Annotated in this window: 22 protein-coding genes; 19 read left to right on the top strand and 3 right to left on the bottom strand. The window is 68.2% G+C overall.

What is annotated here, in order from left to right; translation table 11 throughout:
• Window positions 1-42 precede the first annotated feature (42 nt).
• The 15 genes from nrdR to QZ709_RS15975 all read left to right on the top strand — a co-directional run bounded on the left by nrdR (window position 43) and on the right by QZ709_RS15975 (window position 16159).
• Window positions 43-504, top strand: coding sequence for a transcriptional regulator NrdR (nrdR, locus tag QZ709_RS16045; RefSeq protein ID WP_294638409.1), 462 nt, complete (start codon window positions 43-45; stop codon window positions 502-504).
• Between the two features lie 114 nt (window positions 505-618).
• Window positions 619-1206: a GspH/FimT family pseudopilin gene (locus tag QZ709_RS16040; protein ID WP_294638407.1), complete on the top strand. Its 588-nt coding sequence runs from the start codon at window positions 619-621 to the stop codon at window positions 1204-1206.
• Window positions 1203-1799 (top strand): type IV pilus modification protein PilV, encoded by a 597-nt coding sequence (gene pilV / locus QZ709_RS16035; RefSeq protein ID WP_294638406.1) that lies wholly within the window; start codon window positions 1203-1205, stop codon window positions 1797-1799. The genes QZ709_RS16040 and pilV overlap by 4 nt, the downstream gene beginning before the upstream one ends.
• Window positions 1796-2875, top strand: a complete 1080-nt coding sequence (locus QZ709_RS16030; RefSeq protein WP_294638405.1) for a PilW family protein — start codon at window positions 1796-1798, stop codon at window positions 2873-2875. The genes pilV and QZ709_RS16030 overlap by 4 nt, the downstream gene beginning before the upstream one ends.
• A complete protein-coding gene (locus tag QZ709_RS16025) occupies window positions 2872-3540 on the top strand; it encodes a pilus assembly protein PilX (protein ID WP_294638403.1) in 669 nt (222 codons plus the stop codon). The genes QZ709_RS16030 and QZ709_RS16025 overlap by 4 nt, the downstream gene beginning before the upstream one ends.
• A 35-nt stretch (window positions 3541-3575) precedes the next feature.
• Window positions 3576-8750 carry a PilC/PilY family type IV pilus protein gene (locus tag QZ709_RS16020; RefSeq protein ID WP_294638402.1) on the top strand — a complete coding sequence of 1725 codons (5175 nt, stop codon included), beginning with the start codon at window positions 3576-3578 and terminating at the stop codon, window positions 8748-8750.
• On the top strand, window positions 8747-9262 hold the full coding sequence (locus QZ709_RS16015) for a type IV pilin protein (RefSeq protein ID WP_294638401.1): 516 nt from the start codon (window positions 8747-8749) through the stop codon (window positions 9260-9262). Before QZ709_RS16020 ends, QZ709_RS16015 begins: the two co-directional genes overlap by 4 nt.
• Window positions 9250-9957, top strand: a complete 708-nt coding sequence (locus tag QZ709_RS16010; RefSeq protein WP_294638399.1) for a hypothetical protein — start codon at window positions 9250-9252, stop codon at window positions 9955-9957. The genes QZ709_RS16015 and QZ709_RS16010 overlap by 13 nt, the downstream gene beginning before the upstream one ends.
• Window positions 9958-10004: 47 nt before the next feature.
• Complete coding sequence (gene ribD, locus QZ709_RS16005; RefSeq protein WP_366937185.1) at window positions 10005-11132, top strand: bifunctional diaminohydroxyphosphoribosylaminopyrimidine deaminase/5-amino-6-(5-phosphoribosylamino)uracil reductase RibD; 1128 nt, start codon at window positions 10005-10007, stop codon at window positions 11130-11132.
• A 28-nt stretch (window positions 11133-11160) separates the two neighbouring features.
• Entirely contained in the window at window positions 11161-11796 is a 636-nt protein-coding gene (locus tag QZ709_RS16000) for a riboflavin synthase (RefSeq protein ID WP_294638398.1), read from the top strand.
• 99 nt (window positions 11797-11895) lie between these two features.
• Window positions 11896-13014 (top strand): bifunctional 3,4-dihydroxy-2-butanone-4-phosphate synthase/GTP cyclohydrolase II, encoded by a 1119-nt coding sequence (ribBA, locus tag QZ709_RS15995; RefSeq protein ID WP_294638397.1) that lies wholly within the window; start codon window positions 11896-11898, stop codon window positions 13012-13014.
• A gap of 60 nt (window positions 13015-13074) precedes the next feature.
• On the top strand, window positions 13075-13539 hold the full coding sequence (gene ribH, locus QZ709_RS15990; RefSeq protein ID WP_294638395.1) for a 6,7-dimethyl-8-ribityllumazine synthase: 465 nt from the start codon (window positions 13075-13077) through the stop codon (window positions 13537-13539).
• A gap of 26 nt (window positions 13540-13565) precedes the next feature.
• Complete coding sequence (gene nusB, locus QZ709_RS15985) at window positions 13566-14054, top strand: transcription antitermination factor NusB (RefSeq protein WP_294638430.1); 489 nt, start codon at window positions 13566-13568, stop codon at window positions 14052-14054.
• Window positions 14055-14098: 44 nt separating this feature from the next.
• The gene (locus QZ709_RS15980; RefSeq protein ID WP_294638394.1) at window positions 14099-15586 is read left to right on the top strand and encodes a serine/threonine-protein kinase; all 1488 of its coding nucleotides are present in this window, start codon (window positions 14099-14101) and stop codon (window positions 15584-15586) included.
• Between the two features lie 12 nt (window positions 15587-15598).
• The gene (locus QZ709_RS15975) at window positions 15599-16159 is read left to right on the top strand and encodes a TssQ family T6SS-associated lipoprotein (RefSeq protein ID WP_294638393.1); all 561 of its coding nucleotides are present in this window, start codon (window positions 15599-15601) and stop codon (window positions 16157-16159) included.
• A 33-nt stretch (window positions 16160-16192) separates the two neighbouring features.
• On the opposite strand, the gene QZ709_RS15970 is transcribed toward QZ709_RS15975, so the two are convergent.
• Window positions 16193-17665: a Ppx/GppA phosphatase family protein gene (locus tag QZ709_RS15970; RefSeq protein WP_294638428.1), complete on the bottom strand. Its 1473-nt coding sequence runs from the start codon at window positions 17663-17665 to the stop codon at window positions 16193-16195.
• 165 nt (window positions 17666-17830) lie between these two features.
• Here QZ709_RS15970 and QZ709_RS15965 point away from each other — a divergent pair, with 165 nt between their 5' ends.
• Complete coding sequence (locus QZ709_RS15965) at window positions 17831-18697, top strand: ZIP family metal transporter (RefSeq protein WP_294638392.1); 867 nt, start codon at window positions 17831-17833, stop codon at window positions 18695-18697.
• Here QZ709_RS15965 and QZ709_RS15960 read toward each other — a convergent pair whose 3' ends face one another.
• Both QZ709_RS15960 and QZ709_RS15955 read right to left on the bottom strand, forming a co-directional pair.
• Window positions 18698-19618, bottom strand: coding sequence for a DMT family transporter (locus QZ709_RS15960; RefSeq protein WP_294638390.1), 921 nt, complete (start codon window positions 19616-19618; stop codon window positions 18698-18700).
• Window positions 19619-19632: 14 nt separating this feature from the next.
• Complete coding sequence (locus QZ709_RS15955) at window positions 19633-20775, bottom strand: aromatic ring-hydroxylating dioxygenase subunit alpha (protein ID WP_294638388.1); 1143 nt, start codon at window positions 20773-20775, stop codon at window positions 19633-19635.
• 429 nt (window positions 20776-21204) lie between these two features.
• Between QZ709_RS15955 and QZ709_RS15950 the strand changes: the two genes are divergently transcribed.
• The 3 genes from QZ709_RS15950 to dxs form a co-directional block, all read left to right on the top strand.
• Window positions 21205-21462: an exodeoxyribonuclease VII small subunit gene (locus tag QZ709_RS15950; protein ID WP_294638386.1), complete on the top strand. Its 258-nt coding sequence runs from the start codon at window positions 21205-21207 to the stop codon at window positions 21460-21462.
• Window positions 21459-22388 (top strand): polyprenyl synthetase family protein, encoded by a 930-nt coding sequence (locus QZ709_RS15945; RefSeq protein WP_294638384.1) that lies wholly within the window; start codon window positions 21459-21461, stop codon window positions 22386-22388. The genes QZ709_RS15950 and QZ709_RS15945 overlap by 4 nt, the downstream gene beginning before the upstream one ends.
• Before the next feature lie 22 nt (window positions 22389-22410).
• Window positions 22411-24295 (top strand): 1-deoxy-D-xylulose-5-phosphate synthase (gene dxs / locus QZ709_RS15940; protein WP_294638383.1); only part of this gene is annotated, 1885 nt, incomplete at its 3' end.

Below are 24295 nucleotides of genomic sequence, written 5' to 3'. Positions count from 1 at the left end.
CCTCGCCGGGTTTTCTGCATTTGACTTCCTGAGAGCTGCCCGATGCGTTGCCCCTTCTGCGGACACCCTGAAACCCAGGTCGTGGAGACGCGTGACTCGGACGAAGGCGACTCGACCCGCCGACGCCGCAAGTGCCAGTCCTGCGACAAGCGCTTCACCACCTACGAGCGCGCCGAGATCGAGTTGCCCGCCATCGTCAAACGCGACGGACGGCGCACGGACTTCGACCGCGCCAAGTTGAAGGCGTCGCTCATGCTGGCCTTGCGCAAGCGGCCGGTGGGCGCCGAGTCGGTCGAGTCCGCCATCGAGGCGATCGAGGCGCGCCTGCGCCAGTCCGGCGACAAGGAGGTCACCTCCACCCAGCTCGGCGAGTGGGTGATGAAGGAGTTGCGCAAGCTGGACAAGGTGGCCTATGTGCGCTTTGCGTCGGTCTACCGCAGCTTTGACGACGTCAGTGAGTTCGTGGCGGCGATCAAGGAGACCGGGAAGAAACCTAGCCCTTGAGTGAGGGGGCAGGGGGGGTGAACCGTCGTCTGCGGGCCCCCGTATCGACGGACGGCGCCCGGAGGCGGACGAGCGGCATTTGTGAACCTTGTCACGCTCGATATATTTCCTTGCATGAAGTGGCAAGGACATAAGAACAGGGGAGCGCAGGGCGTCACGCTGGTGGAGCTGGTCATCACGATGGCCGTGCTGGTCATCCTGCTGGCCATCGCTGCGCCGGCCATGCAGCAGTTCATCGCGCGCAGCGCGATGCAGGGGCTTCAAACCGACTTTGCCTCGGCTTTCAACCGGGCCCGGCTCGACGCCATCTCGCGCAACAGTTGCGTCTCGCTGTGTCCGCTCTCCTCTTCGGCAGCATCGACCTGCGAGTCGACCGCAGCCAACCTGGGGAACTGGCACCAGGGCTGGATCGTGTTTGCGAACCCCGGTTGCGGGGCGGTGGCGGCAGGTGGCCCGGCTGCCGCCGACATCATCGCGGTGCGTGAGCCCGGCGCGGCGCGCTACACCCTGATCGACCAGGGCGGTTCACCACCATCGTTGCACACGTTCAATGCTCGGGGCGTGCTGCGCTCCACGGGCCGCACGATCCTGCTGAACGACACGGCCGACGCCGGCAGCCCGCATGCCCGTTGTCTCAAGCTCAACATGCAAGGGCGCCTGCTTGCCGATCTGCCCAAGAGTTCGGGTGACCGATGCGCATGATCCGGCCTCAACTTCCCCAACGTGGTGCCACGCTGATCGAAGTGCTGGTGTCGCTGCTGATCGTGGCCCTGGCCATGGTCAGCATGGCGGCGCTCCAATCGGCCACGGTCAAGTACCAGCGTGGTTCGTCGCAGCGTGCCCAGTTGTCGGTGCTGCTGGCGGATTACGCAGAGCGCGTGCGCGCCAACCTGGACCAGGCGCCCGGTCTCGTCAGCGGGACGTCGCCCTATCTGGTGTCCGACAACTGGGCCACCCAGTCGCGGACCGACGTGCCCACGGCTTCGCGGGACTGTGGATCCGTCACGTGCAGCGCGGTCGAACTGGCTCAGTACGACATGGCTCAGTGGCGAGCCACCGTCCGCCGCAGCCTGCCGTTGGGATCCGTGCTGGTCAGTGGCGATGCGCCGCGCGGGCTCACCGTCACCTTCATGTGGGCGGACAAGGAGTTGCTGGGCGGTGGCGTGCGCCTGGGGGCGCCAGCCGCCTCGGCGGCCGCAGCCGGTGAAACGGTGCTGGCCAGCACGAGCCGGTGTCCCTCTGCGGCAGCGGCGCCCGATGGCGTGCGTTGCGCCAACTTCACGGTGATCCCATGAGTGCCATCAAGAACCGACCTGCGCGCGGCCTGACCCTGGTCGAGCTGATGGTGGCCATGGTCATCGGCCTGGTGGTCGTTCTGGTGGCAACACGTCTGTTCGTCGGATCGCGCGCTACCCAGCGTGCCACCGATGAGACGGCCGCCCTGTTCGAGACCGGCCAGATGGTGCTCGAATTGCTGGGGCGAGAGATCGCCAACGCCGGCTTCTACCCCGTGGTGAGCACGGAGCCGACCGTGGGCAGCGGGGTGCCTTCGACCAATGTGCTGGTTTCCTACGACGCCGCGGTCAAGGGGCTCAACGGCGGGGTCGTGCCCGACGCGTATCTCTATGGCCTCTATGGCTGCGCGGACGGCAAGCTCAATGCCACGCTCAGTGGGTGTGTGGCCAACGGGACAGGTGATCCGTCGGGTTCGGACACGCTCGTCGTCTCCTACTTCACGAACGATGCGTTCTCGCTGGACGTGGGGCAGCGGGGGGACTGCAGTCGCGCTGACGTCGGGGCCGACACCCTCTACAACGCGGGTCGCGTAGGGGAGGTCACCAAGACCAGCGCGTCCGGTCCGGTCAAGGAGGCGCGGGGGACGATGGGTTTGCCGCCCACGTCGCCGCTGCTGGTGGCCAACCGCTTCTTTCTCAATGCCTTGAGCTATGTGGACGACCAGGGGAAGCGGATCAACACCTTCGCCTTGGCCTGCCGTGGCAACGGAGGTGGCTCAACCGTTGATCTCGTCCCCGGCGTGGTCCAGATGACCGTCCGCTACGGCGTGTTCTCGGACGATACGCTGCGCCCGCAGACCTACCTGACCGCCACCGAGGTGCGGGCCTTGTCGGCACTCACGCTGGGCGACGGGGCGGTCTATCAGCCTTGGCAGCGCGTCGCCTCGGTGCGCCTGTGCGTCATGGTGCGGTCGCTGTCATCGACCCGGTTCCAGGATGGCGGCACGGGCGGCGCCAATGTGGTCGACTGCAATGGCACGTCGGTGACGCCGCCAAGTGGAGTGGTCTATCGCACCTTTACCCAGGTGTTCGGCGTGAAGAACCGTCAGTTGCGTACCGTGGAGCTGCCGCTGTGAGCCGCCTGTCCCTGCCTTCAGCCGCTCGTCTTGAACGCCAGCGTGGCGTGGCCTTGATCGTGGCGCTGGCCTTGATCATCGCGCTGGCCGGCATGGCCTTGGTGGGTGCCCGCTCGGCCTTGCTGGGTGAGTCGGTTTCCCGCAATCAGCTGGACATCCAGGTGGCCCGGCAGGCCGCCGAGGCGGCCTTGCGTGACGCCGAGAAGGACCTGATGCTGGCGCCGGGCGCTGCGCCGGCCGGCGCCGTGTGCGCCCGGGGCGACGACCGGCCCGTGCTCAACCAGATTGCCCGATTCACCAGCGCCTGCCGAAGGGGGCAGTGCGCCACCGCGGACTGGCAGAACACCGATTACGCCGCGGCGGCTACGACCAAGGTCGGCGAGCCCTGGTGGCCCGCAGAGCAAGGCGGGCAATGGAACAACGACATGAGCACCAAGCCCACCCGCACCAGCGCCGCCGCCTGTGCGGCATTCAACGGAGGCGTGCCGCTGGGCGTTTTCACCGGTGCTGCGGCCGTGACCGGTGTGGCCCGGCAACCCGAGTACGTCATCGAGCCGATTCGCCGGGGCGAATCGTTCTTCTTCCGTATCACCGCGCGCGGATTCGGGTACCGGTCCGGCACCGAGGTGGTGATGCAGAGCTACTTCCTCGTGCCGGCTCTCTGAGCCGGTTCGTTCACCTCCTACGTCGTCGCTGCAGCATGTCCTTCCTGTCTGCCCGTTCATGGATGCTCCGTGGCCTCCTGGGCCTCGTTGCCCTGCTGTGCGGTGGCCTGCTGGCCACCGAGGCCGCCCGCGCGGTCTCTCCAGCGTTCGTGACCACCTCGCTGTCAGCCTACCCGCCCAATGTGGGGTACGGGGTGGGCGGGCCGATGATGATGCTCGCGGCTTCGCGCGACCACACGCTGTTCTCGCCGATCTACACCGACTACGAGGACATCGATGGCGACGGTGTGGACGACTACACCTTCAAGCCGACCTTCCGTTACTACGGCTACTTCGACTCCCTGAAATGCTACAGCTACAACCCGAGCCACAGCACCGGGGGGCGGTTCGAGCCTGTGGCAAACGTGTCCAGCACCACCCGCTACAGTTGCCCGACCACGGGACGCTACTGGAGCGGCAACTTCCTGAACTGGGCCACCATGACGCGCATCGACGTGGTGCGCAAGATGATGTATGGCGGTTTCCGGCGCGAAGACTCGAGCACGGACACCACGCTCGAGATGGCGCAGATGTCACAGGATGCGCACTCGTTCGTCAAGTACTACGCGGGCGACGATGTCCGCGACTTCACGCCCTTCTCGTTCGCCACCGATCTGGCCGGCGCCGGACTGACCATCTGCAACCGCGGCACCATCAACAGCGATCCCACCACCAGCTCACCCGGTGCGCCAGTGATGCGCGTGCTCAAGGGCAACTTCAGCCTGTGGGCCACCATCCCGGGCACGGTGTGCCGCTGGAGCAGCGAGCTGTCCGGCTTCAGTTTTGGCACCAAGGCCACCGCGTTCTACAGCCAGTACGGGCCCAACCAGGGCAGGCTGGCCAGTGATCCCACGGCCCACAAGCCCAACCTGCCGGTGCAGTCGACCGACGGCGCCACCTATACCGCGGCATCGACCACCATCGGGCCGGAGCTGCAGATCCGCGTGCAAGCCTGCCGCGCCGGTTGGGTCGGGAGTGAGCGCTGCCAGACGTATGGCAGCGCCACCTCGCCCGTGCTCAAGCCGGTCGGCCTCTTGCAGGAGTTCGGCACCACCCGTCAGACGGACCAGCCCGCACGTGCCGAGTTCGGATTGATCACCGGCAGCTACGACTCCAATCTGCGCGGTGGGGCCTTGCGCAAGAACATCGGCTCGCTCAATGACGAGGTTGACCCGGTCAGTGGTCGCTTCTGCCATCGCATCGGCGGCACCCGTCCCAGCACGTGTGCGAGCAGCGGCGGCATCATCGCCTCGTTCGACGCCATCCGGCTGTATGACGTGGGCAGCTACGGCCGGACCCGTCCCGACGGCTATGGGGAATGGGTTCACCCGAGCGTGATCACGAACGGCAACTTTGCCTCGTGGGGCAACCCGATGTCGGAAATGGTGGTTCAGGCCCTTTCCTACCTGGCAGGTCAGTCCGTGTCGGACCCGAGCAGCACCACGCGCGATGCGGCCGTCGGTTTCCCCACCGGGGTCACGCGCAGGGATCCCCTCAACGACACCCTCACCGACCCCGTGGCCAGCGTGTCCCGCAGGACGCTGTACGGGCGAGGCATCTGCCGGGCGACCAACCTTCTGGCCATCTCGAGTGGCGCCACCAACTACGACACGGACGAAGCCGGCAGCACCGAAGACCTCTATGCCTTGTTCGACCGGTTCGCCAGCCTGAATGGGCAGAGTGGCAACACCCTTCAAGCACTGACCGATGCTGTGGGACGGAACGAGGGCATCAACGGCACCAGCCGCTCGGTGGGCTCGGCCAGTGCCGGCTTCGGCGTCGATTGCACGGCCAAGCCGATCGGCGCGGGCAATCTCGTCGGCGGCGTCTACAGCCCTGGTCTGTCGAGCGTCGCGGGCGTGTGCCCGGAAGCGCCGGGTATCAAGGGCACCTACCTGGGCGCAGGCGCTGCCTTCTTCGCCAACACGCGGGCCATCCGCGAGATCGGGGGGGCCGGGGGGCGCACCACGGAACTGACGGACGCGACCGGTCGCACCGTGTTGACGAGCCGCCTGCCGGCCGCGGCCCTGCGCGTGAGAACCTACGCGGCTTCGCTGGCGGGGGGCGTCGCCCGCATCGAGGTGCCGATTCCCGGCACCTCGCGCAAGGTCTACATCACCCCCGAAAGTTCCTGGAACCACGGCGCGGCAGAGGGCCTGATCCCGGGCGCGATGCTGACCTTCCGTTCCCTCTATTCCAGCGCCGATTCGGGCGCTTACGTCGTCACCTGGAACGACACCCAGTTCGGCGGCGACTACGACATGGACCTGGTGGGGTTCATTCGCTGGAAGCTCACGCCCGTTTCGGGCAGCACCGGCTATGACCTCGAGATCTTCACCGACGTGCTCAACCACAACGCCGGCGCCGGGGGCTCGCATGGTTTCAGCATCATGGGCGCCGATGCCCCGCCCAGCAGCGAATTCAAGGCCGATGGGCGCTACCTGACCCACGGCTCCAACGGCTTCCGCTCGGCGGGCGATTGCAGCACGTTGTCGGTGCCAGCGACCTTGTCCCAGCCTGGGTTTGCCTTGCGATGCAACTTCACCGACAGCGGCATGCCCCGTCAGCCCAGCACCACGGCTACCGGAGGAAGTGATCCTGACGGGTTCGGCTGGCCGAGCCAGTTGCGGTTCGGCACCACCACCCGCTCGGTGGGCTTCATCGAGCAACAGCGTGCCGGCACGGTGAACCTCACCACCACCGTGGCCACCAAGTTCCGTGTGTCCGCCGGTGTGGATGCCGTCACCCTGCGCGATCCCTTGTGGTACATCGCCAAGTACGGCAGCTTCGACACGGGCGAAACCACTTTTGCGACGTCGACCTCGGCCCTGCCGGAAGCCCGGCGCGGCACCACCGCCGTGAACTGGGACAAGGAGAACAACAACGGTCAGCCGTGTGCGTCGGGCGCCACCTGTGCCGACGGTGAACCGGATGGTTATTTCCTGGCCCGGCGGCCCGAGTTGCTGGAGTCGCGTCTGCGCGTGCTGCTCGAGAAGATCGTGCAGAACAGCAACGCCCTGCCGGCTGTGTCGTCCGCTCAGTTGATCAACGGCAGCTACAAGTTTGTGGCCGAGTTCAACGCACAGACCTTCAACGGCACGATCAAGGCCTACGAGCTGGTCAATGGCGAGTTCGCCGCCACCCCTTTGTGGGACGCCGGTCGCTTGCTGACAACGGCTGCCACGGCGGGCACGCGCCAGATCATCACCAACCAGGTCAGCAGCACGGGTGTGGCGTCTGGCATGGCCTTCACCACGACGGCCATCAACGCGTCGGCCGCCGCGACCGCCGGCGCGACCCCGCTGTACAAGATCGCGCTGGGTGGGGGCGACACGGAGGCCCTGCGGACTCGTGCGGACCAACTGGTGGACTACCTCCGAGGCGGGCGCAGCAACGAGCGGGTGGTGTTCCGCGGCCGTGACGATACCAACCTGATGGGCGCGGTGGTGAGTTCCTCGCCGTGGCTGCAGGACGCCAAGTCGGCGGCACGCTTCACGGACAGCGACTTTGCCAGCGGGACACCGTCGTACTACGCCTTCTCGGTCACCAAGGCCTCGCGCGCCAGCCTGCTGTGGGTAGGGGCGCAGGACGGCATGCTGCACAGTTTCCGGGCAACCTCCGGAGCTCCGGTGCTGTCGTATGTGCCCAGCCCTGTCGTCGCCCAACTCAGCAACGCTTTCGACGTGCGCACCACGACCGCCACGCCGCTGATGGAAGGCAGCCCCTTCACCGCCGATGTGCTGATCGGCAGCGGTACCGGTGCTGCCTGGCGGACCTACCTCTACAGCAGCCTGGGCCGGGGCGGGAAGGGCGTGTTCGCGCTGGACGTCACCGACCCGAGCACCCTGACCGAGGCGAATGCCGCCTCTACCTTCAAATGGGTGTTCACCGCGCAGGATGACAACGACCTGGGGCACGTGCTGATGGACCCGGTGCGCCACAATGCGTCCGGCCAGGCGCACCCTGTGGTACGGCTCAACTCGGGTGGCTTTGGCGTGCTGGTGCCCAATGGCTACAAGTCCGCCACCGGGCGCGCGGTGCTGTTCATCCTGGATGCGGCCGGGCCGGACTCGTCGGGCTGGAAGGACAGCGCGGGCGTGCCCCGGGCTTACCGCAAGCTGGCCACGGCAGCGACCGACACCGACAACGGGCTGATGGGTCTGACCTGGGTCGACCTGGACAACAACACCACGGCCGACATCGTCTACGCGACCGACCTCAAGGGCCGGGTGTGGAAGTTCGACATCCGCTCCAGCGACCCGGCGCGGTGGAAGAGTGCCTTCCTGGGTACAGGTGACGTGCCGGTGCCCTTCTTCTCGGCCGTCGACAGCGCGGGTACCGCCTTGCCGATCACGACCTCGCCGGTGGTGACCTTCCCGAATTTCGGCGGAGCCCTGGTCAGCTTCGGTACAGGGCGTGCCATCGAGGCGGGTGACTTCCCGCGTAGCACCACCACCTACCGCTTCTTCACCGTGTGGGACAAGGGCCGCTACGTGGGCGACCAGGTGACCCCCGCCCCGGAGTCGGCCACACCGAACCCGCTGCCGGGAACCGGCACGCGCACGCTGGACAGCACGGCCTTCCTGCAACGCCTGCTGGTGCGCGACCCCAGCACGGGCCTCATTTACCTGGCCAAGCGCGTGGGCACCAGCCTGGTGCCCGTGCCGGCCACCGAGGCGGCCACGTCCTTCAACCCCTCGACGCACGACGGCTGGTTCTTCGACTTCCCGACCGGTGGGGAATCGGTCATCTCGGCGCCCGTGAACCGTCAGAGCTTCATTCTGTTCACCTCCGTTCGCCCTGCTGAAGACGAAAGCCAGTCGTGCAGCGTGGCGCCACAAGCGTCGGTGTATGCGCTCAGCCCGACGTCGGGCCTGCCCGTGTCAGGGCTCTTCTCCCGGCGCACGGTGCTCGGCCCGGATGGCACGCCGATCGAGGTCAATCCCTTCGGCATGGAAAGCGCCGATCAGCGCGTCATCAACGTGCGCGACACGTCCACCAAGACCCGCTGCGATGCCGAGGGCAGGTGCACGGTGGACGAAGCGAGCACCTGCCCTCCAGGCAAGATCAAGACGCGCCGCCTGGGCGCCAGCACCGACGCGCTCATGTGTGCGCCGGCCAACCAGTTGCGCATCCAGTGGCGCGAAATTCCCGGCATGAAGACCTTATGAGCACGTCCCGCAGTCTCTCCCGTAGCCCGGTGGTGGCGTCGGGCTTCACCCTGATCGAGCTGATGATCGCCGTGGCCGTGGTCGCCATCCTGGCTGCGGTGGCCTACCCTTCGTACCGTGAGCACGTGGCAAAAGGGCACCGCGGCCAGCTCAAGACCCAGATGGCGTTGGCTCAGCAGTGGATGGAGCGCTTCTACAGCGACGCTTACAGCTACAAGAAGAACACCGCTGGCGACACGGTGGACGGTGCGGCAGGCCTGTTTTCCACCCAGCCGTTCAGCGCGAGCCCGCCCAGTGGAGAGGGCGCAGCGGTGTACACGCTGGCGGTGGAGGTGGCGGCCGATGGCCAGTCCTACACCCTGACCGCCACCCGTGTGGCGACCGGCCCGATGGCTGCCGACCCCTGCGGCAACCCGACGGTCACCGGCAAGGGCGTGAAGGGCGTCGCAAGCGGAACGTTCGGCGGCCGGTACGCGACGGCCGCCGCGGCGGTGGCGGAGTGCTGGCGCTGAGCGACCGGTCGCCCTGGCGACCCGTGCTGCGCCAGTCCGGGCTGGCCATGGTGGTGCTGGGCGTGGTCGCCGCCCACGCTGGGCTGTGGTGGAGCTGGATGGCGCGCAGCGGGGCAGGCGACCCGGGGCGCGCATCTCAGGCCGCATCGACGGTCAGCGGATCCCGTTCCCAGGGGCTGTCGGTGCGCTCGGTTCGGATCCTTCGCCCGGCCCTCACTGGCGGCGCGGACGTGACACCGCATGCCGTCACGCCGCTCGCCGTGCCGCGCGCCGCTTCCCCCGAGCCGGGCAGTGCGAGCCCCTCGCCGGCGCCCTCATCCGAGTTCGGCTCCCCCGTGCCGCGTGAAGCACCGCCCGAGGCGCTGCGCCCGATCGAGGGACCGCCTGGCTGGCTCGCTGACTATCTGGAGGCAGATGACCTGGACGAGCCGCCCCGGCCCTTGAGTGGCTGGGTGCTGGACGAGTCGGCGCTGCAGCAACGCTATCGCGCGCGCCTCACGGTGGCCGTCTGGGTGTCGGCCGAAGGCGTGATCGTGCACGTGCGCCCCCTGGCCGCCGAGCCGAACGGCCCGTGGGCGCTTCAGGCCATCGCCCCGCTGGCCGCCACCGCCATGCAGCCCGGGTATCGGCATGGCGAGCCCCGGCCGGCCCGCGTCGTGATAGAAATCACCTCCGACGACGAGACGGTGCGCTGACGCGAGGCCGGACCGGGTGCATTGGCCGGTGAGGAGGGGCCTGCGACGTGAACGATTTCGAAGGCATGGCCCTGGCCGTGGCACAGGGGCGGCTGGCCTTGTGGCGCTCGGCGCCGAACCCGCCCGTGGGCTGTGTGCTGGTGCGCGATGGCGCGGTGATCGCCACCGGCCACACGGCTGAAGTGGGCGGGCCGCACGCCGAGGCCAGCGCGCTGGCGCAGTTGCTGGCGCGAGGCGGGCATGCCCGCGGCGCCACCGCGTACGTGACGCTGGAGCCGTGCTCGCACCATGGACGCACCCCACCCTGTGCCGACGCGCTGGTCCGCGAGGGCGTCCGCCGCGTCGTGGTCGCGTTGCCAGACCCCAACCCGCTGGTGGCAGGCCGTGGCTTCGAACGCCTGCGTGCTGCCGGGATCGGGGTGGACTGCCTGCCCTCGGATCACCCGCATGCCCGCGCGGCGCGCGAAACCATGATTGGTTTCCTGTCGCGCATGGTGCGCGGGCGGCCCTGGGCCCGCATGAAGATTGCCGGCTCGCTCGATGGTCGGACCGCGCTGGACAACGGCGAAAGCCAGTGGATCACCGGGCCTGCGGCGCGCGCCGATGGGCATGCCTGGCGCGCGCGGGCCTCGGCGGTGCTGACCGGTGTGGGCACGGTGCTGGACGACGATCCCCGCATGGACGTGCGCGAGGTCGACACCCCGCGGCAACCCTGGCGCGTGGTGCTCGATTCCACCTGGCGCACGCCGCCGGGGGCCCGCCTGCTGCAGTCGCCCGGCGCGGTGTGGGTCTACGGCGTGCCGGCGAAAGAGGCCGAAGCCGCGGCGCGGCGTGCGGCGCTTGAAGACGCCGGTGCCACTGTCATCGACGCCATGCCTGGGCCGGATGGGCGCCCCGATCCCGGCTGGGTCTGGCAGGACCTGGCAGCGCGCGGTGTCAACGAACTGCATCTGGAAGCCGGTGCCCGGCTCAACGCCAGCCTGATCCAGGCCGGGGTGGTCGACGAGTTTTTGCTGTATCTTGCGCCGAAGCTCATCGGCCCCGGCCGTGCGTTGGCCGACCTGCCGCCGCTGGCCCACCTGGCCGACGCCCCCACGCTGCGCTTCATCGACGTCCAGACCGTGGGCGACGACCTGCGCATCGTGGCCCGGCCACCCGGGCGCGACCTGTTCTGACCATCCTCATCACCACGAGTTTTCATCCATGTTCACCGGCATCATCACTGGCGTGGGCCAGATCGTCGATTCTCAGCCGCTGGGCGAGGGCCCCGGCCACGGCCGCCGCCTGACCCTGCAGACCCCGGCCGGCTACCTGGACGGCGTGGGCCTGGGCGACAGCATCGCCATCAACGGCGCGTGCATGACGGTCACGTCGTTCGATGTGGCGGCCGGGCGCTTCACCATCGATGTGTCGGCTGAAAGCCTGGCGCGCACGGCGGGCCTCGACACCCTCGGCCCGGTCAATCTGGAGCAGGCCCTGCGCTCGCATGACCGCCTGGGTGGTCACATCGTCACCGGCCATGTGGACGGCGTGGGACGTGTGGACGTGTTCGAGCCGGTGGGCGAGTCGTGGCTGCTGCGCATCCACGCGCCGCGCGAGCTGGGGCGCTTCCTGGCCTACAAGGGCTCGATCACCGTCAACGGCGTCAGCCTCACGGTCAACCGCGTCGAAGACCTGCCCGATGGCCAGACTGCGTTCGACATCAACCTGATCCCGCACACGATTGCCAACACGGCGCTCGGTGCGCTCAAGGCAGGCGGCCCGGTCAACCTTGAGGTCGACCTGATCGCCCGCTACGTGGAGCGCATGCTGTCGTCGGACGGCAAGCTCGGCGTCTGAGGCCTGTTCGGTTGCGCTGACGGTGCTGTCAGCGCTTTTCCGGCGCCAGAACTGGGCGTTTTCCCGGAAACGCGTCGGCGCCCCCTCTACAATGTCCAGATGCCGATTTCCCCGATTCCCGAGCTGATTGCCGAACTGGCCGCTGGTCGCATGGTCATCCTGGTGGATGAAGAAGACCGCGAAAACGAAGGCGATCTGGTCCTGGCCTCCGACCACGTCACGCCCGAGGCGATCAATTTCATGGCCAAGTACGGCCGTGGCCTGATCTGCCTGACGCTGAACCGCGAGCGTTGCGAGCGGCTGCAGTTGCCGCCGATGGCCACCCGCAACGGCACCAAGCATGGCACGGCCTTCACCGTGTCGATCGAGGCGGCCGAGGGGGTGACCACCGGCATCTCGGCGGCCGATCGGGCGCGCACGGTGCAAGCGGCCGTTGCCGCGGACGCCAAGCCGGCCGACCTGGTGCAGCCGGGTCACATCTTCCCGCTGCAGGCGCAGGACGGCGGCGTGCTCATGCGCGCGGGCCACACCGAAGCCGGTTGCGATCTGGCCGCGATGGCCGGGCTCACACCCTCGTCCGTGATCTGCGAGATCATGAATGACGACGGCACCATGGCCCGCCTGCCGGATTTGGAGGTGTTCGCTCAAGAGCACGGCCTGAAGATCGGCACCATCGCCGACCTGATCCAGTACCGCAGCCGCAACGAATCGCTGATCGAGCGCCTGGGCACCCGCACCATGGCCACGCCCGAGGGCGAGTTCGACGCGCAGGTGTTCCGTGACCGCACGGGCGCACTGCACCTGGCGCTGAGCGTGGGCACCTGGGGCCCGGACGACGAGGTGCTGGTGCGCGCGCACGAGCCCTTCTCGGCCATGGACTGGCTGGATGCAGGCAACTGTCGCCATGCCTGGCCACTGCCGCAGGCCCTGTCGACCATCAAGGCCGCGGGCCGTGGCGTGCTGGTGCTGCTCAATGCTGGTGACGAACAGGAGCGCCTGTTGAGCCGCCTGCTGCCCGATCCCGAGGCCACCCGTCCGCGCACCCCGGTCGACCTGCGCACCTACGGCGTGGGCGCCCAGATCCTGCGGGCGCTCGGCGTGCAGAAGATGCGTCTGCTGGGCAACCCGCAACGGCTGCCCAGCATGATGGGCTACAGCCTGGAGGTCACCGGCTACCTGAAGGCCGACGGCACCCAGCACCCTGTGCCTGGACACTGATTTCGCGCTTTTCTCCTCGTTCTTTTCACCCACCCCTTTCGCTCTTTTACGGAATTCACCATGCAAGGCGCTGACAAAGGACAAGCCGGCCGACTCGATGGACACGATCTGCGTGTCGGCATCGTGCAGGCCCGCTTCAATGACGAACTGACTTCCCGCCTGGCCGCGGTCTGCATCGACGAGCTCGTCAAGCTCGGCGTGGCCGCCAAGCACATCCAGCACGTGACCGTGCCAGGTGCCCTCGAGGTGGCTGTGGCCCTTCAGGCCATGGCCGACAGCGAGCGCTTCGACGCGCTGGTGGCCCTGGGCTGCATCATCCGCGGCGAGACCTACCACTTCGAACTCGTGGCCAACGAGAGCGGCGCCGGCGTGACCCGCGTCAGCCTGGATCACCACGTCCCCATCGCCAACGCCATCCTGACGGTCGAGAACCTGGCCCAGGCCGAGGCCCGCATCGAAGAGAAGGGCCGCGATGCGGCCCGCGTTGCCGTCGAGATGGCCAACCTGCTGGATGACCTGCTGTGAGTGCCCCGTCCGACACCCCGAAGCCGCTGGAAGGCCGTCCTGCCCGCAAGCCGGGCGCGCCGGGCCGCGACCGTGCCAAGTCGTCCCGACGCCGTGCCCGCGAGTTCGCCCTGCAGGGCTTGTACGAATGGCAGCTGAACCCGCGTGATGCGGGCGCAGTGGATGCGCATGTGCGCGAGCAGGATGACTTCGCCAAGTGTGACCGCGCCCACTACGACGCCCTGCTGCACGGTTGCATCGAGCAGCGCGATCGCCTGGATGCGGCGCTGCTGAAGTTTCTGGACCGTCCGGTCGAGGAACTGTCGCCGGTCGAGCACGCCGTGCTGTGGGTGGGTGCTTACGAGCTCATGCACTGCCTGGACGTGCCCTACAAGGTGGCGATCAACGAGGCGGTCGAGTTGGCCAAGACCTTTGGCGGCACCGACGGCCACAAGTACGTCAATGGCGTGCTGGATCACCTCGCGCCCGGCCTGCGCCCCGACGAAGTCAAGGCCGCACGCGCCGGCTCCCGCTGAGGGAGCCAGGAGGCCGCGCTGTGCCGACCGTGCCGAGTCGACCGGTGCCTGCACCGCCTGCTGCACCGGCCTCGCTGGATCTGGACCTGGGCGCCGCGGCGGCCGAAGGGCCGGATACCGTGGCCGACACGCAGCCTTTGCCTCCCGTCGAGGCCGCTGGACGCCCCCCTGCACACCCTGACCGGCTGCCCACCATTGGCCACATCGGCCGTTATGCGCTGAAGTACGTGATCGGCGAAGGGGGGCTTGGTACCGTCTATGCGGCCTACGATCCGCTGCTGTCCCGGCTGATCGCAATCAAGACGCTGCATGTGGACCTGCCCCAGGCCGATCGGGCCCGGTTCGATGCGCTCTTTCTCAACGAGGCCCGCGCCGCAGGCAGCCTCAACCACACGCACATCGTCACGGTCTACGACGCGGGCACCAGCGAGCGCGGGCCCTACATCGCGATGGAGCTGCTCAAGGGCAAGGACCTCCGGCAGTGGTTGCAGTCCGGCTGGCGTCCGACGCCGGCCCAGGCTGCGCTCATCGTGCGGCGGGTGGCCGACGCGCTGAGCTACGCGCACCACAAGGGCGTCATCCACCGTGACATCAAGCCCGCCAACATCTTCATGGTGGGGCGCACCCAGCCTTGCGTGCTGGATTTCGGCATCGCTCGCATCCGCCAGGTGGAGTCGCTGGCGCAGCGCGACGATCCGCAGAGTCGCTTTCAGGACATCGTGGGGGGCTCGCCGTTCTACATGGCGCCGGAGCAGTTTCGCCACGAGCCGGTCGATCGGCGCGTGGATGTCTATGCCCTCGGGGCCGTGCTGTACGAGCTGCTGACCGGGCAGCGCGCCATTCACGGCGACACGCTGGAGGGCATCGCGGAGGCCGTCCTGGTCGGCAAGCGCCCCACGGCCCGCGAGCTCAACGCGGCGGTGCCCGCTGCGTTGTCGGCGATCGTCGAGCAGGCCATGGCGCGCGATCCTGGGCAGCGGACCCGCTCGGCTCGCCTGCTGGCGCAATCGCTGCGGGATTGGTTGCAGACCGTGGAGGACCCCTCGGCGGTGGACGCCGAGGCCGGTGCATCGACATCCGCCGCCGCGCCGACGGGGGGGCAGCGCAGCGGGCGCCAGATCCGTTTTGCCGCCTGGGCCAGTGCGGCGACGCTCGGGGCCGCGGGCTTTCTGGGTTGGCAGCTGGTGTCCACGCGAGACCCCGTTCCCCCGTCGCCTGCGGGGGGTGGGCTCTCGATGGGCATGGCCGCGTCGGCATCGTCTGCCGCGGCTGCGCCATCGGCTGCCCAGCCCGTCGGCGTGGCGGTGCACGTGGCTGTCGATGCACCGCCGGGTGTGCTTCGGCTGGCCATCAGCCCCTGGGGCGAGGTGGATGTCGATGGCCAGGTGATGGGTGTCACGCCGCCGCTCACACAGTTGAAGCTCACGCCGGGCCCACACACCATCACCATCCGCAACGGCGATGCGCCCGTTTTCCGGCAGACTGTCGAGGTGCAGCCCGGACGAGAGTTGCGCATCCGTCACCAGTTCTGATCCTCATTCACCATGAAGTCTGTCCGCAGCCGCCCATCAAGGGCCGTGCCGTCTGCCCTGTGGTCCCGCGTCTCGGGCCGGAGCCTGTTGCTGGGCCCCGTGGTGCTGATGCTGGCAGCCTGCCAGAACGCCCCGACGCGCCCTGCGGTGGACCCGGGGCCGCCGCCGTCGGTGCGACCGGCCGCGCCGGCTGCCGCGCCCGCTGGTCCGGCCTCTCCGCCGGCTGTAGTACAACCGACCACCCCACCGGCCGAGCAGACGCTGGCCCAGGGCGTGCGCTCGTATCAGGGCGGCAAGTACGCCATGGCCGAAGTGCAGCTGCGCCAGGCCCTCAAGGATGGGCTCGCCAGTGGCGTCGATCGGGCCAATGCCCACAAGCACCTGGCCTTCATCTATTGCACCAGTCAGCGCGAGAAGCAGTGTCTGGAGGCCTTCCGTGCGGCCCGTGCGGCCGACCCCGCCTTCGCCCTGAGCAAGACCGAGTCAGGTCATCCCATGTGGGCGCGTGCCTATCAGCGCGCCATGGCCGATGCCCGCACCACCAGCACGCCGCGGCGCGCCCGCACCAAGTGACGGTCGATGGCCGCGGGCGTGGCGCCGCGCGGTTCAGGCTTCCAGCGTGATGTCGAGGTGGCGATCGCCTTGACGCGCCCAGCGCAGGGCTTCTTCGTTGAGCAGGTGCAGGGTGCGGGGGTGCTGCTCCGCCCAGCGGCGTGAAAGCACCAGACGGGAGCGACCTCGGCCCGCCTTGAGTGTGGCCACCTGCCGCGGCAGGTCAACACGGGCATGGTGAAGGATGAGGGCCAGGCGCAGACACAGCACGAGGTCCATCAGGGCGGTGTCGTGCAGGAATTCGGCCAGCTTGATGAGTTCACCGCGCTGACCCAGAACCAGCGTCGCCAGCCGGCGCAGCTGCGACTGTGAGAAGCCCGATGCATCGACATGGCCCAGCAGGTAGGCACTGTGGCGGTGGTGATCGTGGTGGGACACCATCATGCCGATCTCGTGCAAGGCGCTGGCCCAGCCCAGCTCTCGGGCGTCGTCGCTGTCACCCGAGGGTGTGCCCGACTGCAAGGATGTCCAAAGCTGCAGCGCGCGCAGGCGCACGCGTTCGGCCTGCGCCACATCGACCTGGAATCGCTGCTGCAGTTCGCGCACGGAGCTGTCGCGCGGGTCGGGCAGGCGGTGGTTGCGTGCTGCTTCCACGCGCTCGTCCAGGTCGAAGATGACCCCCTGGCGCAGGGCGCCCTTGGCTGGTCGCAGCGCTTCGATGTCGAACTGCATGGCCAGTGTGTAGAGGATGCTCAGGCCGCCGCCCAGCACGGCCTTGCGCTCGGGCTTGAGTCCAGGCAGGTTCAAGGCGTCGAGGTGGCCGGCTTCAATGCAGCGGCTGATGCACCAGCGCAGCGCCTCGGGGGTGATGGTGCCGTCGGTGATGCCATTGGCCGCAAGAATCTGCGAGACCGCGCCCACGGTGCCCGACGATCCCAGTGCTTCTTGCCACTGTTCGCGCTGGAACAGGGTCAGTGCTTCTTCCAGTTCGGCGCCCGCGGCGATCTGGGCGGCGCGGAAGGCCTCCGGGGTAAACCGTCCGTTGGGGAAGTGCTGCAGTGACAGGCTCACGCTGCCGACGCCGAAGGACTCGGTGCGTTGCGGGGTGCGGCCATGTCCCAGGATCATTTCGGTCGAGCGCCCGCCGATGTCGATGACGAGCCGGGGCAACTCGCTGGCCTGCAGTCGGGCCACACCCTGGAAAATCAGCCTGGCCTCTTCGCGGCCCGAGATCACCTCGATGGGATGCCCCAGCACCAGGTTGCCTCGCTGCAGGAAGGCGTCGCGGTTGCGGGCTTCGCGCAAGGTCTGGGTGGCCACCGCCCGAACCTGCCACGATGCAAAGCCCTTGAGGCGCTGCGCAAAGCGAGCCAGACAGGCCAGACCACGCTGGGTGGCCTCTTCGGTCAGCAGGCCGTGCGCATCCAGACCTGCGCCCAGCCGCACCGTCTCCTTCAGGTAGTCGATGCGCTTGTACTTGCCCCGGCCCAGTTCGGCGATCTCGAGACGAAAGCTGTTGGAGCCCATGTCGATGGCCGCCAGCAGGTGAGGAAAGCGGCTGGGTTCCAGGGTGCCCTGGCCTTTGCCCGTCTTGGTGCGCAGCAGTGTGTCCATCTGCCTATTGTCCCCCGGTTACGTGACACCTTCGGCGCGACGCCAGGCAGGTGTTGACAGGTTTGCTAGGATCGGTCGATGACCCTGCTTTACATCGTCGCAGCCACCTTTCTGGGCGGCGTGGTTTCTGTCGGCCTGGCGGCTGCCGTGTCGGCACCCCTGCTGGGCCTGATCGTCCGACATCTGGTGAGCCTGTCGACCGGTGTGCTGCTGGGAACGGCGCTGCTGCATGTGCTGCCCGAGGCCTTCGAAAGCAACGTCGCGCCGCACTCGCTGTTCCTGACGCTGCTGGGCGGGCTGATGTTCTTCTTCCTGCTCGAGAAGGCCGAGCTCTACCGCCACGGCCATCACCACGAGCACGATCACCACGATCACCATCATGGCTTCGATGCAGAACAGGCCGGGCGCGGCGGCTGGAGCGTGCTCATCGGCGACAGCATCCACAACTTCTGCGACGGTGTGCTGATCGCGGCGGCCTTTCTGGCCGATCCGCACATCGGGCTCGTCACCGCACTGGCCATCATCGCCCACGAGATCCCGCAGGAAGTGGGCGACTACATCGTGCTGGTCAACGCCGGCTTCTCGCGGGTTCGCGCGCTGGTCTACAACATGATTTCCGGCATGGCGGCCGTGGTCGGCGGCGTGCTCGGCTACTTCCTGATCGCGCCCTGGCAGGATTACCTGCCCTACATGATGGTGGTGGCGGCCAGCAGCTTCATCTACGTGGCCGTGGCCGACCTGATCCCGCAGTTGCAGAAGCGATTGCACTGGCGCGAGACGGCGCTGCAGATCGTGTGGCTGGCCGCGGGTCTGGGCATGATCGCCGCCATTGTCAGCGGCCTGCACCACCACGAGCAGCGCGATGCGCATCACCACGATGCTGCCACACCGGAGCACCCGCCGGCGCCCGATGCCGCACATCGCCACGCCGGCGACACCCGCTGATCAGCGACGAGTCTTGAGCGGTGCGCTGGCCTGGGTGGCTGCGATGCCGGCCAGGACAATGAGGGCCATGCCGACCACGGCCACCGCGTGGACCGGGTCGTCGAACAGCAGCACGCCCAGCACGAAGGCGTGTGCAATGCCGAGGTACTGCAGGCTGGCCATGACCAGCGCGTTGCCCCGCGCATAGGCGCGCGTCATGCAGACCTGGGCGAGGGTGGCAAACAGGCCTGTGCCCAGCAGCCACAACAGGGTGGTGTCGGTTGGCCACGACCAGGTCGACCCGCGGTACAGCGCTTCGACCCCGCTGATCAGCAGGCCCGAGACGGCGCCGAACAGCGAGAAATAGAACACAACGCGGACCTCCGGCTCCCCGGCCCGACCGAGGCTGGCGACCTGAAAGTAGGCGACTGCCGACAGCATGCCGGACGCCAGGCCCACCAAGCCCTGCAGCCAAAGGTCGCGCTCGATGGTGGGTCGCAGCACCAGGGTGACGCCGAGGAAACCCACCACGACGGCGCCGAGCAGGGGCAAGGGGATGGTGGGCACGTCCTGCCCGCGCCAGCGCCGCCAGGCCAGTTGCAGCACCAGGAACACGGCCATCCACACCGAGGACATGTAGTTCAGGGTGACCGCTGTCGACAGCGGCAGCGTGCCCAGCGTGTAGAACCACAGGGCCAGCGCCGTGACGCCGGACGCGCCCCGCTGCACGTGCAGCAGCGGCACGGCGGTGCGCAGGCTCAGGCCGGTGCGCCAGGCCAGCAGCCCCATCATCACGGCACCCACGCCGCCGCGAAAGAAAACGACCTCCCCGGTGGAGGCCGTCTGGGAGGCCATTTTCACGCACACGCCCATCAGCGCGAACAGCACCGTGGCCGTGACCATGAGCCACGGCGCCGACAGGCGGTTGAAGGTGGCGCGCAAGGGCGAAGGGCGGGTCAGGGGCGGTCGTCGGACTCGGCAGGCCAGCCCATGGCGCGGCGGTACCACTCATGGAAGTGCTGCATGCCGTCTTCCATCGGGCTCTGATAGGGGCCGACCTCGTTGTCGCCGCGCTCCATCAGCGCCTTGCGGCCGGCGTCCATGCGCTCGGCAATCTCGTCGTCCTCGATGCAGGTCTCCATGTAGGCGGCCTGCTGGGCCTCGACGAACTCGCGCTCGAAGGCGGCTATCTCTTCGGGGTAGTAGAACTCCACCACGTTGAGCGTCTTCTGCGGGCCCTGCGGGTACATGTTCGACACCACCAGCACATGCGGATACCACTCGACCATCATCGTCGGGTAGTAGGTCAGCCAGACGGCGCCCTGCGAGGGCTTTTCGCCGCCGCGGTACTTCATGACCACGTCGTGCCACTTCTTGTAGACGTCGGAGCCCGGGCGGTCGAAGGTGGACGCCACGCCCACGGTCTGCACCGAGTACTCCTTGGCCATGTCCCAGCGCAGGTCATCGCAGGTCACGAAGTTGCCCAGACCGGGGTGGAAGGGGCCGACGTGGTAGTCCTCCAGATAGACCTCGATGAAGGTCTTCCAGTTGTAGTTGCACTCGTGCAGCTCGACGCGGTCGAGCACGAAGCCCGAGAAGTCCAGGTCGCCGCCCGGCTTGAAGCGCGCATCGATGTTGGCCAGGTCGGCGGCGATGTCGCGGCCGTTGTCCTCGAACAGCAGGCCGTTCCAGTCACGCACCTTGTAGTTGTTCAGGTTCAGGCACGGGTCGTGGTCGAAGTGCGGCGCGCCGATCAGCTCGCCCTTGTGCGAGTAGGTCCAGCGGTGCAGCGGGCACACGATGTTGTTGCGGCTGTTGCCGCGGCCCTTGAGCATGATGGCCTGGCGGTGGCGGCAGACGTTCGAGATCAGCTCGATGCCGTCCTTGGTGCGCACCAGCGCGCGGCCTTCGTTTTCCTGGGGCAGGGCATAGTAGTCGCCGACCTCGGGCACGCTCAGGGCGTGGCCGAGGTAGCGCGGACCGGACTGAAAGATGCGTTCGAGCTCCTCCTTGTACAGTGATTCGTCGAAGTAGACGGACACGGGCAGCTGCGTGCGGCTGCGGCGAAGGGCGTTGAGCGCAGGACTCAGGTCGGACATGATCCCCAGGATCTCCAAAAACCAATGTCAACCCCCTCTGGTGGCTGGCGGGGCGGGCCCGGATGGCTGCCAGAGGTTTGGAAAATCCCCCAGGCCGATGTGACACCCGAAGAAGTGTCCGGCGAGAGGGGGCCACAAAAAACCCGAAACGCCAGCGTGCAGGGCGACGACGGTGCTGGACTCAGCCCAAACGGTCACCATGCGGGGAGCATTCCGGGGAACCTTGTATTGTACCCGCGGGCTTTCCCCGAGGCAAAGCCCGTCTCTGATCCCTGTCAAACGGAAAGGGGCACCATTGCCATGCGCCTGCGGTGCGTGGCCTGCCCCGGAAGTGAAGGTACGGTGGCAGCGCCCCGTGCGCGTCGGGGCCAGGCGCCTCGAAATAGAATACGCGTTTGCCCGGACACGGGCTCACCCTCAGGCAAGACCATGGCCAAGTCCTCCGCCGGCGGCGCCGGTTCCCCATCTGCTGACGTCGCATTGCCTGCGACGTACGAGGCCGCCCTGGCCGAGCTCGAGCAGCTCGTCAGCCAGATGGAGAGCGGAGCGCTGCCCCTTGAGCAACTGCTGGGCAGCTACCAGCGCGGTGCGCAGTTGCTGCAGTTCTGCCGCACGCGCCTGGAGGCGGTCGAGGCCCAGGTCAAGCTGCTGGAAGACGGCCAGCTCAAGCCCTGGGATGAAGCATGAGTGATGCCGCCGTTTGGGGCCGCTGGACAGCCGATGTCCTGCTGCGCGTTGAGGCCGGGCTGGACCGCTGGGTGCCCGCAGAGGCCCCGGCCCGGCTGGGCGAAGCCATGCGCTATGGCGTGCTCGACGGTGGCAAGCGCCTTCGCGCCTTGCTGGTGCAGGCGGCGGCCGAGGCCGTCGGGGCATGCCACACCGAGGCCGGCGCCGAAGCCGCGTTGCGTGCCGCCTGCGCGGTCGAGCTGATCCACGCCTATTCGCTGGTGCACGACGACATGCCCTGCATGGACAACGACGTGCTGCGCCGCGGCAAGCCCACGGTGCATGTGGCCTATGGCGAGGCCTGCGCCATGCTGGCGGGCGATGCCATGCAGGCGCTCGCGTTCGAGGTGCTGACGCCGGAAGAAGGCGAGGGCGCCGGTGTGGCGCCCGCGCTGCAGGCCCGTCTCGTGCGTCTGCTGGCCCGGGCTTCGGGCGAATCCGGCATGGCCGGCGGCCAGGCGATCGACCTCGCCAGCGTGGGCCAGGCCTTGGACGAAGCCACCCTGCGCGACATGCACCAGCGCAAGACCGGAGCCTTGCTGCGCGCCAGTGTGCAGATGGGGGCAGCCTGTGGTGGCATTCCGACCGAGTCGCCCGCGTGGACGGCGCTGACCGCCTACGGCCACGCCATGGGCCTGGCTTTCCAGATTGTCGACGACGTGCTGGACGCGACCCAGGGCTCCGACAAGCTCGGCAAGACCGCCGGCAAGGACGCCGACGCCAACAAACCGACCTATGTGAGCCTGCTGGGCCTGGACGGCGCGCGTGCCGAGGCCGACGGCCTGCTGCAGCAAGCGCTGGACGCCCTGGCCCGCAGCGGCCTGCCTGCCGAGGCCACCGGCGCGCTGGCCGCCATTGCCGAGCGCATCGTGCGCCGTGACCACTGAGCTCCCGCAATCCACCCCAAGGATGACGACCATGACTTACCCCCTGCTGTCGAAGATCGACCAGCCCGCCGACCTGCGGCACCTGTCTCGGTCCGAGCTCAAGCAGCTGGCCACCGAACTGCGCGAGTACCTGTTGCAGAGCGTGTCGCGCACGGGCGGGCACCTGTCGTCCAACCTGGGCACGGTCGAACTCACGATCGCGCTGCACCACGTGTTCCAGACGCCGCACGATCGCCTGGTGTGGGACGTGGGTCACCAGACCTATCCGCACAAGATCCTGACCGGCCGCCGCGACCGCATGCCGACGCTGCGCCAGTTCGGCGGCATGAGCGGCTTCCCGCGGCGTGACGAGAGCGAGTACGACACCTTCGGCACGGCGCACTCGTCCACCTCGATCTCGGCGGCGCTGGGCATGGCGCTGGGTGCGCAGTTGCGCGGCGAGGCGCGCAAGGCCGTGGCCATCATCGGCGACGGCGCGATGACCGCCGGCATGGCCTTCGAGGCCCTGAACAACGCCGGGGTGCCGCACGCCGGCAAGATGCCCAATCTGCTGGTGGTGCTCAACGACAACGACATGTCGATCTCGCCGCCGGTGGGCGCGCTGAACCGCCACCTGGCGCGCCTGATGTCGGGCCGCTTCTACACGGCCGCGCGCGAAAGCGCCAAGCAGGTGCTGAAGAACGCGCCGCCGCTGTTCGAGTTGGCCAAGCGGCTGGAAGAGCATGCCAAGGGCATGGTCGTGCCCGGCACCATCTTCGAAGAGTTTGGTTTCAACTACGTCGGCCCGATCGACGGCCACGACCTCGACAGCCTGATCCCCACGCTGGAAAACCTGCGCGAGCTGGAAGGCCCGCAGTTCCTGCACGTGGTGACCAAGAAGGGCTATGGCTACAAGCTGGCCGAAGCCGACCCGATTGCCTACCACGGCCCTGGCAAGTTCGACCCGGCCGTGGGCCTGGTCAAGCCGGCGCCGGTCGAGCCGCCCAAGCCCACCTTCACGCAGGTGTTCGGCCAGTGGCTGTGCGACATGGCCGCGGCCGACAGCCGCCTGGTGGGCATCACGCCGGCCATGCGCGAAGGCTCGGGCATGGTCGAGTTCCACCAGCGTTTTCCGGGTCGCTACTTCGACGTCGGCATCGCCGAGCAGCATGCCGTGACGTTTGCCGGCGGCCTGGCCTGCGAAGGCCTCAAGCCGGTGGTGGCGATCTACTCGACCTTTCTGCAGCGCGCCTACGACCAGTTGATCCACGACGTGGCCCTGCAGAACCTGCCGGTCGTGTTCGCGCTCGACCGCGCGGGCATCGTGGGCGCGGATGGCGCGACCCACATGGGCGCGTTCGACATCGCCTTTGTGCGCTGCATCCCGAACATGAGCCTGCTGACCCCGGCCGATGAGGCCGAGTGCCGCCAGGCCCTGAGTGCGGCCTATGCGCAGCACCATCCGGTGGCCGTGCGCTACCCGCGTGGTGCAGGGGCCGGCGTGCCGGTGCCCGCCGACCTCACCCCCATGCCCTGGGGCAAGGGCGAGGTGCGTCGCCAGGCCGTGGCGCCGGCAGCGGGGCGGCGTGTGGCCATCCTGGCGTTCGGCACGCTGCTGTATCCGGCCCTCCAGGCGGCCGAGGCGTTGGACGCCACCGTGGCCAACATGCGCTTCGTCAAGCCGCTCGATGTCGAGCTGGTGAAGCAGCTGGCCGCCGAGCACGACCTGATCGTGACGGTGGAAGAGGGGTGCGTGCAGGGGGGCGCCGGGTCGGCCGTGGCCGAGGCGATGGCTGCGGCTGGCGTCGTCAAGCCTGTGCTGATGCTGGGCTTGCCGGACCAGTTCATCGAACATGGCGAGCCGGCTCGCCTGCTGAGCCTGTGCGGCCTGGATGCCGCCGGCATCGAACAGGCCGTGCGGACCAGGC

The sequence above is a fragment of the uncultured Aquabacterium sp. genome (assembly GCF_913773725.1).
In the GTDB taxonomy this organism is placed as follows: Bacteria; Pseudomonadota; Gammaproteobacteria; order Burkholderiales; family Burkholderiaceae_C; genus Aquabacterium.
The sequence above is the reverse complement of the archived record's forward strand: the minus strand, read 5'-3'. Positions and strand labels throughout refer to the sequence as shown.